The sequence below is a fragment of the Candidatus Accumulibacter sp. ACC007 genome, assembly GCF_907163205.1.
Classification (GTDB): domain Bacteria; phylum Pseudomonadota; class Gammaproteobacteria; order Burkholderiales; family Rhodocyclaceae; genus Accumulibacter; species Accumulibacter regalis.
In genome coordinates this window covers 1,255,418-1,268,995 of the sequence record NZ_CAJQUD010000001.1, presented here as the reverse complement: position 1 = coordinate 1,268,995, position 13,578 = coordinate 1,255,418, and the positions used below count along the sequence as shown (strand labels likewise).

General features: G+C 63.9%; 8 protein-coding genes and 1 pseudogene. 5 read left to right on the top strand and 4 right to left on the bottom strand.

Annotated elements, in window-relative coordinates; genetic code table 11:
• The first annotated feature begins 22 nt into the window (after positions 1-22).
• The 4 genes from QZ634_RS05460 to QZ634_RS05445 all read left to right on the top strand — a co-directional run bounded on the left by QZ634_RS05460 (position 23) and on the right by QZ634_RS05445 (position 6,411).
• Positions 23-1,327, top strand: coding sequence for a patatin-like phospholipase family protein (locus QZ634_RS05460; RefSeq protein ID WP_291986248.1), 1,305 nt, complete (start codon positions 23-25; stop codon positions 1,325-1,327).
• Positions 1,328-1,348: 21 nt separating this feature from the next.
• On the top strand, positions 1,349-2,911 hold the full coding sequence (locus tag QZ634_RS05455) for a radical SAM protein (RefSeq protein WP_291986246.1): 1,563 nt from the start codon (positions 1,349-1,351) through the stop codon (positions 2,909-2,911).
• 40 nt (positions 2,912-2,951) lie between these two features.
• Positions 2,952-5,879: an EAL domain-containing protein gene (locus QZ634_RS05450; RefSeq protein ID WP_291986244.1), complete on the top strand. Its 2,928-nt coding sequence runs from the start codon at positions 2,952-2,954 to the stop codon at positions 5,877-5,879.
• A 61-nt stretch (positions 5,880-5,940) separates the two neighbouring features.
• The gene (locus QZ634_RS05445; protein ID WP_291986242.1) at positions 5,941-6,411 is read left to right on the top strand and encodes a YbaK/EbsC family protein; all 471 of its coding nucleotides are present in this window, start codon (positions 5,941-5,943) and stop codon (positions 6,409-6,411) included.
• A gap of 75 nt (positions 6,412-6,486) precedes the next feature.
• On the opposite strand, the pseudogene QZ634_RS05440 reads toward QZ634_RS05445, so the two are convergent.
• Positions 6,487-6,975: pseudogene (locus QZ634_RS05440) on the bottom strand (NUDIX domain-containing protein); the annotation flags it as partial.
• Positions 6,976-7,047: 72 nt separating this feature from the next.
• Positions 7,048-7,632 carry a DUF882 domain-containing protein gene (locus tag QZ634_RS05435; protein ID WP_291986240.1) on the bottom strand — a complete coding sequence of 195 codons (585 nt, stop codon included), beginning with the start codon at positions 7,630-7,632 and terminating at the stop codon, positions 7,048-7,050.
• A 396-nt stretch (positions 7,633-8,028) separates the two neighbouring features.
• Between QZ634_RS05435 and QZ634_RS05430 the strand changes: the two genes are divergently transcribed.
• Positions 8,029-9,714 carry a L,D-transpeptidase family protein gene (locus QZ634_RS05430; protein ID WP_291986238.1) on the top strand — a complete coding sequence of 562 codons (1,686 nt, stop codon included), beginning with the start codon at positions 8,029-8,031 and terminating at the stop codon, positions 9,712-9,714.
• Positions 9,715-9,748: 34 nt separating this feature from the next.
• Here QZ634_RS05430 and QZ634_RS05425 read toward each other — a convergent pair whose 3' ends face one another.
• Positions 9,749-10,927 carry a patatin-like phospholipase family protein gene (locus QZ634_RS05425; protein ID WP_291986236.1) on the bottom strand — a complete coding sequence of 393 codons (1,179 nt, stop codon included), beginning with the start codon at positions 10,925-10,927 and terminating at the stop codon, positions 9,749-9,751.
• Positions 10,924-13,356, bottom strand: a complete 2,433-nt coding sequence (locus QZ634_RS05420) for a mechanosensitive ion channel domain-containing protein (RefSeq protein ID WP_291986234.1) — start codon at positions 13,354-13,356, stop codon at positions 10,924-10,926. Before QZ634_RS05420 ends, QZ634_RS05425 begins: the two co-directional genes overlap by 4 nt.
• Between the last annotated feature and the right edge of the window lie 222 nt (positions 13,357-13,578).

The following is a 13,578-nucleotide window of genomic DNA, read 5'->3' as shown; positions in this document are numbered from 1 at the left end:
GCATTTCTTGGACGCCTCGCCGATGGAAGACAAGTCCGGCAACAAGCCCTTCCGCATACTTTCACTGGACGGTGGCGGTACGTTCGCCTTGATTCAGGCGAGGGCGCTTGACGATCTTTTTCCGGGTGAGAATGGGCATCAGGTTCTCAGTCATTTTGACCTGGTGTCGGCCTGCTCGGGTGGGTCGATCGTCGCTGCGGCATTGATCGAGGGTTATGCGCCGCGCGAAATCTTTGCCCTGTTCGACAACCCCGCAAATCGCCACGCGCTTTTTGGGCGATTGCCCTGGTATCGGAGTCTATTGCAGTTGCTTACCGGCGTTTTTTCACCAACGAGTGCGGTTGGTCATCGTTTTTCTACCGACGGGAAGCTTGCCTTCTTGCACCGCATACTTCCCCAAATGGGCACCACGTCGCTGCACAACCTGCACGGAGTTCTCAACGACAGTATCGCTGCCCTGCGCAAACAGCGAGAGGAACCGGGGAGGCCAACGTCTTTTCTTTTTGTGACCTACGACTTCGACCGTGACCGGGCGCGCATGATGCGTAGCGATGTCACGAGCCCTGCGGCCAGTTTCCCGCATCGGCAACAGCGCGCGACGCTGGCCCAGGCGGCGCATGCGTCGAGTACTGCACCGATCAACTGGTTCGACAAGCCCGCCGAATTCGACGGTAGCCGTTTCTGGGACGGCGCCATGACCGGCTACAACAATCCGGTGCTGGCAGGCGTTGTCGAAGCCATCGCCATGGGCGTGCCGCGTCACGACATCGGCGTTCTGTCGCTGGGCACGAGCACGGTTTTTCTGCCCGAATGCGGCAGCGAAGGAATCCCGGACCCCTTGTGCCGACCGCGCGCCAGCACCGGCTTTCTCCCGGAGTTGGTCAAGGTCGGCAAGACGATCATCGCCGATCCTCCGGATGCCCACACTTTCATTGCCCACCTCATGCTTGACGGCGGCTTGCCAGCTGACGTGTCATGTTGCCCCTACACCGACACGGCGATCGTGCGCATGAATCCGGTGATTCAGCCGATTATCGACCGGACGACGGGGCTGTGGAGTGCCCCGGCGGGCTGGAGCGTAGAGGATTTTCGCCGCATTGCAGAAATGGATATCTCCGCGCGTCGGCAGGAGGACGTGGACTTGATCAAGCGGCTGTGTGACGGGTGGTTGCGCGATGACTGGCACAATCAGCCTGTCCGGGGTTGCGGCATCTGGGCCTCGCCGTCGTCGGACTCTCCCGGCTTGCCAAACACGGATCGCCTGTGTGAAATCGGCCATCGCTGGTATAGCGATGCCAAATCTGCCTGGACCGCGCTGTCGGCTTGACGATGGCGGACCGAGCCCGGCATGCGTAATCCACGAATTCTGATTCTCAACTGCTATTCCGACAACCACCGCAGCGCGCGGGGGAGCCCGTGGATCGTGCCGCAATCCATTGCCCCCGCCGTACTGGCCGGCACGCTGGAGCCCAGCCGCGTCGATGTCCGCCTCGCCTGCGAGTTTCGCAGCGGTCCTTTCGAGGATTTTGGCGCGCTGCAGTGGGCAGATCTGCTGGTGCTGACTGGCCTGAACCCGGCGTTCGACCGCATGAAGCAGGTTGCGGCGTATGCCAGAGCGCTCAATCCAGGTATTGTCGTGGCCATCGGTGGCCCGTTGGCGCGGATGCTGCCGACTCTCGGCCGGCGCTATTTCGATTACGTCTGTAGCGGCGATGTCGAGCAGATGGTCGGCGTGGTCGACGCGGTCTTTGGCCCCGGCCACGCTGCCGAGGTGCCCACGCCGCGTCATGATCTGTTGCCCGGGAGTCGCATCATCGGCTACGTGGAAGCCTCCCGCAACTGCAACTTCCGCTGCAACTTCTGCTCCATGACCGCCGAAGACCGCAAATTCATGGCCTACGACCTGGACGACGTGCGCCGCCAGATCGAGGCACTTGGCTACCGTCAGTGTGTGATGTTCCTCGACCAGAACTTTTTTGGCGGACCGCGTGCCTATTTCAAGGCGCGCTTGGCACTCCTCAGGGAGTTGTTCGAGCAGCGCAAGTTCGGCGGCTGGGCGGCGCTGGTGACCGCCGATTTCTTTGTCGACGCCGACAACCTCTCGCTGGCCCGCGAATCGGGCTGTATCGGTTTTTTTAGCGGCATCGAATCGTTCAGCCGCGCACAGGTTTCCGCTTTCAACAAGAAACAGAATCTGCTCCTGCCGCAGGAGGAAACCATAGGCTCCTGTCTGGAGGCCGGTCTGGTCTTTCACTACGGCCTGATTTTCGACCTGACTGAGCAAAGGATCGACGACTTGCTGGCTGAAACCGAATTCATCGTCGGCAACCCGCGCATTACCCTGCCGAGCTTCCTCAGTTTTGCCATCCCGATGCTCGGAACGCCGCTCTTCGGCAGCCGGCTGCGCGAGGGCGCGTTTCTGCCGAACGTCAGACTTCGCGACATGGATGGGCGATCGCTGGTCTGTCAGCCTCGTGACGCCATCGACCAGGCGGTCGCCTTTGCGGCACGGATGGACAACGGCCTGATGTCGAAACGCCGCTTGGCGATGCATGCCTGGCGCTTCTTTCGCCGTTATCGCGCTACTCTATCCACTTGGGGACTGTTGAGCGGCCTGGGCAACGCCTGGAGCATGAGCTACCCGCGTTTCGGCAGCAATGGCCGCGACGGCGTTCGGCCCGGTCGGGACGGCTGCCGCAGCTACCTTGCCGGTTGCGAACCCCTCGGGTCGCTGTACCGGCCCCGGATGACGATTCCCGAACGTTACCGCAGGCATTTCGAGCCGCTCTATGTCACTGACCGCGCTGGCGAGCTGCACGAGGACCTGATTGACGATGCCGCCAGCTTGCTCCGCCCGAGCAGGGCGGAAGTGGCGAAGATTGCCACCTATAATGCGATCGCGACTCCCTGACAGCGCCGGTTCCTGGCGTCTCGGGAGACAGGAGGAGTGGATGCCTGCAAACTGCGGGATGAAACGCGTGCTGACCAAGCGACTCTTTAAGTGTCTGCTGCTCCTGGCGCTGCTCGCCTTCGGGTTTCCGCTGGCCTCGCTGGCGGCCAGTACCGCTTCCGCAGGGCTGACCCCCTTGTGGGATGCCCCGCAAGGTCCGGGTCGTTCGGACGATGCCAGCCGTTGGCTGGGGCAGCTGCGCGATTCGGTGTCAACGCCGCGTCCGGGCTGTGAGAAGCGGCAGCTGCCCGACCTGTCACTGACCAAGCCAGCCCGCGCTTTCCAGGTAAGGGTCGACGGTAAGCAGTTCGCTGCTGGATCGCCGATCGTTTACCTGCAGGAGCCGATTGCCGAGTTCTTCATTGTCGTTGCCACCGACGTGAATGGTTGCCCATGGCTGTCGATTTCGGGTCGGGGCTTGCCGTTTGCGCACCGCGACATCGTCAGCCCGTTTCCCTATGCTCGCCTTCCTGCCTTGTCCGAAACTGCGACGATCACGGCGATCGTGCAGGACTACAAGGCCATTCGTCCGTGGATCATGGTTGCCGACGAGACCAGCTTCGTGCGCGACAACACCATCCTGTGGGTGGGCCTGGGGGCCTACAGCGGCATCCTGTTGATGATGATCGTCGTCGCTCTCGGCTTCGACGCTTACGCCGGAAGTCGTGTGGCATTGGCCTATGCCGCGTACTGCGTCGGGCTGCAGGTCTGGCTGGTACAGAATTTCGGCATCGGCTCCGCGTTCGTGCCCCTCTGGCCTGGCCCGCAGTACTTCCCCCTCCTGCAAGCGATCTCGGTGGCCGGGGTGGTCCTCGGTATTGGTTTCGCGGTGCTCGAGTTCCTGCAACTGCGCGGGCGAATGCGCACAGCGATTGGCGGCTCGGTCCTGCTCAGTGCGCTGCTCTTCCTCACTTCGGCTTGGCACGCTGGCGGATATCGTGCCGGGGCAGCCGTCCTCTTCGTCCTTGCCGCGGTCACCATGGTGCTGCTGGTCAGGGGCGTCTTCCGTGGCGACGCCTCTCTGCGGCTGTTCACCGTCGGGCTGGGCGCAACCATCGTCGGCGGGGGGGTGCAGGCGTTTTCGGTGATGGGTAGCGGCGTCGAGGTCAGCCGCCTGGCGGCCTTTGCTTTTCCGATCGGGAGCCTGTTTCAGGCAGCCTTCTGGCTCGCCGCGCTGATCGTCCGACTACGGGACGAGCAACGCGAATTGCGCGAACTCGAAGGCCGCCAGGCGGCGATCATGTGGGCCATGCCGGACTTGATCCTGGTCGTCCACCGGCACGGGCTCTGCCTCGACTACAAGCAGCCTTACGCGACGCGCTTCTTCGTTGCCGGTGACGAACTGCTCGGCAAGCAGGTGTCAGCGGTTCTGCCAAGCGAGACGGCGAGCATCCTTCGCCACGGTATCGAGCTGGCGCTGCAGAATGACGACCTGCAATCGGTGTTCATCGAACTGCCCGTCGAAGGAAGCATTCACCACTACGAGGCGAGGATCGCGCCAAACGGGCCGGACAAGGTGGTCATCGTCGTCCGTGACATCACCCTCCAGAAGCACAACGAAGAGAAGATCCGTCGCCTGGCCTACTTCGACACGCTGACCGGCTTGCCCAACCGGCAGAGCTTTCTCGAACGCCTCGATCGTGAACTACTGCGTGCCCGCCGGACGAATCGCGGGATGGCCCTGTTGTTTCTCGATCTCGACGGCTTCAAGCGCATCAACGACACGCTTGGGCACAGTGCCGGCGACTCCCTGCTGCAGACGGTCGCTGACCGCCTGCAGGGACAACTGCGCGCAGGTGCTTTCATCGCCCGGCCGGCACTCGATGAATCGGGCCTGCACTTCGCACGCCTTGGCGGCGACGAGTTTACCGTCGTTCTGCCCGATGTCGACACCGCCGATACCGCGTGCATGGTCGCGCAACGGATACAGTCGGTCCTTGGACGGCCTGCTCTGATCGGCGAACAGGAGATCACGATCACCTCGAGCATCGGCATCGCGCTCTTTCCAGACGACGGCGACGATGCCGGGACGCTGCTCAAGCACGCGGATACCGCGATGTATTACGCCAAGGAGCAGGGGCGCAATAACTGGCAGTTATATGAACGAACGCTGACCACCCGGACGACCGCACGCCTGGTTCTGGAAGGCGATATTCGCAAGGCTCTCGAACGCGGCGAATTCCGCCTGTTCTACCAGCCGCAGGTGCGGGCCAACGATGGTGCGGTGATCGGTATCGAGGCACTGATCCGCTGGCAGCATCCGCAGCGCGGGCTGGTATTCCCCGGACAGTTCATCCCGGTTGCCGAGGAAAGCGGCCTGATCGTCCCGATGGGTGAGTGGGTGCTCAATGCCGCCTGCAGCCAGGTACGGGAATGGCAGCGGAGTGGCGTTGTGGTGCCGCGGGTGGCGGTCAACGTCTCGGCGCGTCAGCTCGGCACACCGGACTTCCTCGACACCGTGGCGGCGATCATCGTCGCCACGGGCGTCGCGGCCGACCTCCTCGAACTCGAGTTGACGGAAAGCATTCTGATGGATCCCGAGGCCAAGCGCATCAAGGGACTGTTTCGCCTGCGCGCCATGGGGGTGCACTTCTCGATCGACGATTTCGGTACCGGTTACTCGTCGCTTTCCTACATCAAGCGCTTTCCGATCGGCACGCTGAAAGTCGATCAGAGTTTCGTCCGTGGCCTGCCGCAGAACGCCGACGATGCAGGTATCACCACCGCGATTATCGCCATGGCCCGCAGCCTTGATCTGGGCGTCATTGCCGAAGGGGTAGAAACCAGAGGGCAACTCGACTTTCTGCAGCGCGCGCAATGCCCGAAGCTGCAGGGCTACCTGTTCAGCCGGCCGGTGCCGCCGGACGAGATGGAAGCCCTCCTGCGTCGCGGCCGCATCGTCCTGCCCCCGGAAGGGGCGGCAGAATGAGCCAGACGCCGCTGCCATCCCGCGCCGGCCCCGTCAGGAGAGCACCTGAACAGGATGCGCAATGAGTCTGCAATCGGTACGCGACTTCTTTTTCGCCCGCGGCCTTGACCTGCCAATCATCGAATCGGCCGTCAGTACCGCCACCGTTGCACTGGCTGCGCAAGCACACGGCGTCGAGCCGGGTCGTATTGCCAAGACCCTTTCCTTTCGCCTGGCTGACGGCCGGGTGATCATTCTCGTGGCCCGTGGTGACGCCCGTATCGACAACCGGAAATTCAGGGAAGCCTTCGGCAAGGGAAAGATGTCGCCGCCGGATGAGGTCGCCGAGTTGACCGGGCATCCGGTTGGCGGTGTCTGTCCCTTCGGTCTGGCACACCCGCTACCGGTCTTTCTTGATCGGTCCCTGCGGGATTTCGACGAGGTCCTGCCCGCTGCCGGAGCTATCCACGCTGCGGTACGGATCAGTCCCACCCTGTTGGCCGCCGTGACCCGCGGCGAGTGGGTTGATGTCTGTCAGCTGAGCCTTCCCTGATCCGACCGCGTTGCCGAGCCAGGTGAGCGCGAGTGCCGCCCAGAGGGACAGCGGCTGCCTTTGCAGCCTGTCCAGTGCCGCGCTCCGACCGAGCACGAGCGGGCGGATATCCTCGCCTTCGTGCGCCAGGCCATGAAATCCGGCAACCTTGCCGGCTTCCACCGTCGCGCAATAGAGATACAGGCGTTCGCTCGACAAGTGAGGCGCCGTGAGATAGACGCCTATGGGTTCGATCGCTGTCGGCGTCAGTCCGGCTTCCTCGGCGATTTCGCGCCGGATCGTAGCGAGCGGCGTCTGCCCGGCCTCCATGCGGCCAGCAACAATGTCGATCAGCCAGGGGTTTTCTCCCGCCAAGTGCGCGCCGGCACGATACTGCTCGACGAGGACCACTTCATCGCTGCTGGCGTCGTAGAGCAGGGCTGCAGCGACGTCGCTGCGATGCAGGACTTCCCGCAGCAGCGGGCCGCTGTTGCCGCCGTCGAAACGCTCGTGTTCGACGGTGAGGCGACGAAGCTGGAAGAATCCCGTGTAAGCGGCTTCGGACTGCAGAATCTTGGCTTTCATCGTCCTGCCCGGCATTCGCCGATCATTTCATGCGCGTCCGAGCTGTAGTCGTCGTCGATGGCGCAGCGCCGTTCAGCGCGGCACCGCACCCCAGATGCGAACGTCGCCGGTGTCTACGTGCACAAAGTCGGATTTCGCGTAATAACCGACGCCACCAAGCCCGAGGTCCACTGCCGCGTCGCGCAGACGCGCGGTGTCGAAGCCGACCAGGCGCACGTCGATGGCCCGCCCATCCATGTGCAGGCTGTGCCTGGCCACGCCGCGGCTGCGCTTGCGCAGGCCGGCATTGGTGACCGGCGAGCGGTAGGCGGAGACGATTTCGAAGGTGTCGCCGCCGCAGCGTGACTTCAGCGCATGCAGAATGTCGAACAGCTGCGGATCCATGCGCGTCATCTCGCCGGAGCGGAGGTCGCGCAGAAGCCAGTTCATACGTTCGATTGCTGGTGCGACGTAGCCGCGGCCATCGCGAAAAACGACGTCGAGCATTTCGTCGCTTTGGGTGTGGCGAAATTTCAGTTCGTACCGGTCGCTGCTGGCGCCGGCTGGGCGGAAAGGAAAGGCCAAGGGCAGAGCGGCCAATCCCTTGAGGAGCAGACGACGCTGTGCTGCGGACTTGTGCGGCGTACTGCGACGGGTGTTCATGGAGTTCTCGAGCATGGGTCTTTTCAGTCCGGGAAAACACGTGAAGGCCGCATCCTACCCGATCTTGCCCCTCTTTTGACCGCATCGCGCGCGCCTGGCTCCATTTAGGCGGCGGAAGTGGAGAACTTCGTGCCGCCTTGCGTCTCGAAGGCATGGTATAGGTTCGCCCGTCCGGCGTTCGGGAGGTGAGAAATTCGGGCGGCAGCAAGCGAGGTGAGCGGTTGTGTAGTAGATTTCGTGGATTTTGGCGTTCGTGGCGTTGCTCACGCGAATGCTGGCCAGGGCAGGGGGCGTTCGCCGACCAGCGACGCGACACGCTGTTGCAGGTGTTTTAACTCTCGGGGATGGAAAGAAATGCGCTTTTGGAACAATGACTTGTTGGCTGACGGGACGGCCGTCAGGAGTCTGGTCATGGCTGCGCTGCTGGGCGTGGGTAGTTCGCCCGCAGTGGCCTCGGCGGGTGATGATTCGGCGCCGTTCGAGAGCCGGCGGGCGCCGGTTTCTGTTGCGCAGCAGACGGCCATGACACTGCCTCTGCGCATCGAGCAGGCACTGCATGAGCAAGTCGGCGAGGGCTGGTCCGGCGGCTCGGGCGAGGCCGCGGTGGTCCGCCTCTTCTACTACGGGCGAGGCTATAGACCGGCCTGGACTGGTAGCGCGACTAGAGGCGAACTGATCGCCGCAGTCGAGGCCAGCCGGGCGCATGGCCTGGCGCCAGACGATTTTTCCGTTGCCGCGCTACGCGACGTGGCTGCCCGCGGCGACGATGATGCGCAGGCGATCGTGCGGCGGGAACTGCTGTTTACCGACGCTCTGGCGCGCCTGGTACGGCAGCTGCGCTACGGCAAGGTCGATCCCTCCACGCTTTATTCAACGTGGAATTTCTCCCCGCTACCCAGCGTACGCGAGCGCGCGCAGACGCTGGCCGAAGTGCTCGCCGCCGCCTCGCTGCCGACGGCATTGGCGGCACTGGCGCCACAGGACGCGGCTTATCAAGGCTTGCAGAAAGCGCTCGCACGTTTCTCCGCCCTGGCGGCAAAGGGCGATTGGCCAACCGTTCCCGCCGGTCCGACTCTTCGTCCTGGCGAGAGCGACTCGCGCGTGCGCGCACTGCGCGCTCGGTTGCAGGCCGAAGGTTGGCTTGCCGACGCAGGCACGGGTGGCAGGGCTGCTGCCGCCCGCAGCGACGCCACGCGTTACGACAAGGCGCTCGCCGATGCCGTGAAGCGTTTCCAGAGTGGGCACGGACTGACGCCTGACGGGGCGGTGGGGAGCAATACCTTCGCTGCGCTGAATGTCAGTGCGGCCGAGCGCGTGGCGCAGATCCGCGTCAACCTGGAACGGATGCGCTGGGTGGCTCGTGACATGAGTACGGATCGTTTGCAGGTGGACATCGCCGGCTACACCGCCGAACTCCAGCTCGACGGGGCACGGGTTTGGTCATCGAAAGTGGTGGTCGGGCGTCCGGCCCGCGAAACCCCCGTGCTACTCGATCACGTCCAGCACCTGGTGCTCAATCCGAAGTGGGTGGTGCCACCGACGGTCCTGCGCGAAGACGTCATTCCGGGGATGGTGCGCAATGCCGCTTACCTGCAAAAGCACGACATGCGCGTCGTGGACCGCGGCGGGCAGGCGGTCGCCGCCGAGCAGATCGACTGGAGCAGTGCCAGCCGCAGCGGTTTCCCGTATCAGATCGTGCAGCAATCCGGTTCACGCGGAGCGCTCGGCCAGGTCAAGTTTTCGCTGTCCAACGGCTACGCGATCTATCTCCACGACACGCCGTCGCGTTCGCTCTTCGGCAAGCCGGCACGGGCGCTCAGTTCGGGTTGTGTGCGGCTCGAAAAACCGCGCGAGCTGGCCCTGCTGCTGCTCGACGATCCGCAGCGCTGGAACGAGGAGGCGCTGGCCGCTGCCATTGCCAGTGCGCGCACGCAAACGCTGCCCGTCGGGAGGGCGGTACCGGTCATGCTGCTTTACCGCACTGCGGTCGCCGATGCCACGGATAATGCGGGGTCGGTTTTCTTTCGCTTCGATATCTACAACCAGGACGGTCCGCTACTGGCCTTGCTCGATAGTCCCTCCCGGCTGCGACCCTGAGTTCTGCCGTGCGCCGCAAAGCCGCTGTGCTCGCTCAGGAAAAGCCCCGGAAATGGTCGATTGAGACGTTCCTGGCGGCGTAGGTCTGACCGACCTTCTGGATGTCGCCGATGTTTTTCACCGAGTCCATGATCTGCACTTTCCTGGCGTCGATGCCGCCCAGGCCGAGCGCGTCGATGCCGGCCTGGCTGACGTCGGGGTCGTAGCGGAGGTAGGCAAACTGCTTACCGGTACTGGCATTGGCGCTTGCCCCCGGGGCCATCACCATGTCCCCGAACTCGCGATCGATGTTCGGACCGAAGCGGCATTCGCCCAGCGTCCGGCAGGCCATGTCCCAGCCTGCCGAAGCGGCGTTCATCAGTGCGCCGGGCAGGTTCCTTGCGTTGTCGAGCAGCCACAGGTCGTCGGCCTTCAGATCCGGGCGGGCGTTGGCGGCGTTGCCCGTTCCGACCGACACGATGAGCAGGTCTTCGCGGCCGGTTCTCCAGCCAACCTGATACGGCGCCGCGGTAACCATCTGGAAAGCCAGGAACGCCGGGTTATTGTAGGTGGTGACGCCGCCGTCGACGAAGACGAATTGATATTCCCTGTCCGTACCGCGGGCAAAAGTGACCACCTCGGGCGGAAAGAAAGTCGGCGCTGCCGTGCTCGCGCGCAGCAGTTGCCAGAGCGGCAGCTGCAGGTTGCAGTCCTTGCGGTCGAGCTGGTTGTACTTGGCGCGCGGGTTGTTGGACACCGGCCAGGGGGAGTCGGTGGTCGCGTTGCGCATGACCATCATCAGCATGCTGCGCAGATTGGCGTCGCCGAGGGTGGCATTCGGCTCGCCGGGCGTGGGCCGGTGCTTGAGCTCCGCGTCGAGTTCATGGCGCAGCTTCGCGGCCAGCGGCTCGTCGTTGTAGCTGTACTTCAGACGGTTCAACAGCGACGCCTTGTCAAACATCTGTTGGCCGCTCTCGACGTAGAACTTGCGGATCCGGTCCGTGGACATGCCCGCCGAAATGCAGGCCGCCACCATCGCCCCGGTGCTCGTTCCACAGACGAAGTCGAAGTAGTCGGCGAGGACCAGGTCGGCCTTGTCGAGCTTGGCGCGTAGCTCGGCTTCGAGCCTGGCCAGGATCTCGACGCTGATCAGGCCCAGAATGCCGCCGCCGTCACAGGCGAGGATCTTTTTCTGACCGGGGCGGTCGATACGGTCAAGAAGTTTCTGGTTCATGGCACTTTCCTTTCGTCGGTGGGTCGTTCAGCGGGGAGCGGGGAGCGGGGAGCGGGGAGCGGGGAGCGGGGAGCGGGGAGCGGGGAGCGGGGAGCGGGGAGCGGGGAGCGGGGGTCAGCCGGGGTCAGTTTTCCGTCGGGCTCCTGTGTGACGCGTACCGGCAGCGGTTGCGAAACGTCGAGGTGGAGGTCGCGCTGCGGGAATGGAATGCGGATTCCCGCGTTGCCCAGACGCTTCTCCATCGCGTAGCGCAGGTCGCTGTCCACCCGCCGCCCCATCAGGCTCGGCCCCAGCTCGACCCAGTAGACCAGCACCAGCAGCAGGGCATTGTCGCCGAAGTCCTCGAAGAAGACCTCCGGCTTCGGGTCCTTCAGGACCTGTCCGTGATCGTCGGCGCAGCCGCAGACGATATCGGCCGCATCATGTACCGGCGACCCATAGGCAACGCCGATCCTGATCTCGCGGCGGATACGGGAATTCGAATAGGTCCAGTTGACGACCTGTTTTTCCAGAAAGCTCGAGTTGGGCACCAGCGCTTCGACGCCGTCAAAGCCGCGCACCGTCGACGCCCGCAGGTCGACCTGCGTGACGTAGCCGGTTACGCCGTCCAGGGCGATGATGTCGCCAACCCGGATTTTGCGTTCAAACAGGACGATGATGCCGCTGATGACGTTCTTGATGATCGTCTGGGTGCCGAAACCGACGCCAATGGCCAGCGCGCCACCCATGAACGCGAAGACGGTCAGCGGAATGCGCGCCAGATTGAGGATGACGATGATCAGCACCACGGCCAGCGCGATCATTGCCCAGCGGCGAATGACGCTGGCCACCTGCTCGTCTACCCGGAAGCGGCTCACCATGAGTCTCTGCAGGTGCGCCGAGAGAAGCGAGAACAGCCAGTAGCCGACGACGAACAGAGCGAGCGCACCAATGCTCTTGCCGACGGTCACCCCGTAGGCGACGGTCACCGTTCTGCCGTCAACGTGGGTCGAATCCTCGACCGCAAACATTTCGAAGTCCCACACCCCCTTGAGCACCTGCACGACCTGCAGCGCACCGAGTTTCCAGTTGTCCAGGCCACCGCTTTCGGCGCTGAATCCGAAATCGTCGAGCCAGCGTTTCAGTTGCCGGTCCAGGCGGGCGCCAGCAACTTCGACGCGCTGGTAAGCCTGCACGCGCTTTTTCAGGGTGTCGAGGATGGCCGATTCCTGGGCCGCGCTGGCGGCGTCGAGGACGGCGCCATCCAGGCGTTGCTCCTGTTGCCTGACCTCGATGCGCGCGCTTTCCTGAAGTTCACGGAACAGGTCTTCGCGGCTGGCGAGATCGCGGCTGGCCTGGCTCAAAGCCACAATGACCGCCTGGCGGGTTGCTGCGTCATCCGAGCTGAAGGCAACGTAGCGCTGTCCCCACGCGTCGCTGGCGAGCTGAATCATTCCCTGCAGCCAAGTCAGCGTCATCAGGCTCAGGCGATCGGTTTCCATCTGCTTGTCAATCAGCTGCAAACGCCGTGCCGTCGCACCCTGCGGGTCGCTGGCCTGCGGCAGTGCGGCGAGTCGTGTGTGCTCGGCCGCGCGTTTGCCGTTTTCGGCGACCATGCGATCGACTTCCGCGCTCACTTTCGCCAGCATTTCGCGCAGCTGCGCCTGCTGTCGTTCGAAATCCTCCTTGGCGAGACGCTGCTTGGGCAGCGCCTGCGCCAGCAGACGCAGCATTTCCTGGCTGATCGGCTGTAGCTTCTGCTGTTTCAGATGGACGAGATCGAGGCCCAGCGCAACGGTGCTCAGCTCGGCTTCGGCCTGCTGCCGACGTAACTCGGCGAGCTCACGGTTGTAGCGGTCCTTGTCGACCCGGTTTCCCCCGTCGGCACGCGCGAGCCGGTCGTCGGCCAGCCGCACAGCCTCCGCGGCTCGTTGGCGTGCATCGATCAGGCCAGCCTGTTGGGTTTCCAGCGCGCGCGCTGCCGAGGCCAGGCTTTTCAGCTGCTCGCGCAAGGCATCGTGTTCATCGCGGAGCGCATCGGTGCGCATGGCGGAGTAGGGCGGTGGGCCGGCCAGTTCCGCCAGCAGCGCCTTCTGGCTTGCTGTTTCGAGGCCGGACTTCTTCACCGCTTCCAGTTCGTCGAGCAGCTTCAGGCGCTCGCCGTAGAGCAGGACCAGGCGGTCAAGAAGGCGCTGGCGCGCAGTTGTTGGCCGTTCTTCGCCAGACTCTTGCGTGTCCTTGAGCCGCTCTGCCTCCTGCGCACGGCGTGCCTCGGCCAGCTGCGCCTTGGCCTGGGCGCGCGGGTCAGCCAGTGCTGTTGCGCTTGTGGATTCGGCGGGAAGCGTTGCCTTTGGCGTTGCTGTGACCTGCTTGGGCAGGGCAAGCTGCGCGTAGGCGAGTGGGGCGAGTACCAGCATGAGCAAGGCGACGAGCAAGCGCCGGAAAGTCATCAAGTCCTCCTTCGCCTGGCGCGTGAGCTGCTCGTGGAGGTGAAGCACGCTTGTCTGGCCAGGGTCGCAGCAAGTGGCCGAAGCCGACCGCTTGCGGCTGGGTGTACGCCAGAAAATGCCGAATGAACGACAAAACTTCCCACAGAGTCTCCTTCAGGGTAGGGGCGTAGTATCGAACGTGATGCCGCCGACGTCCACCGGTGATGTCGGCTCGGGGCTTCA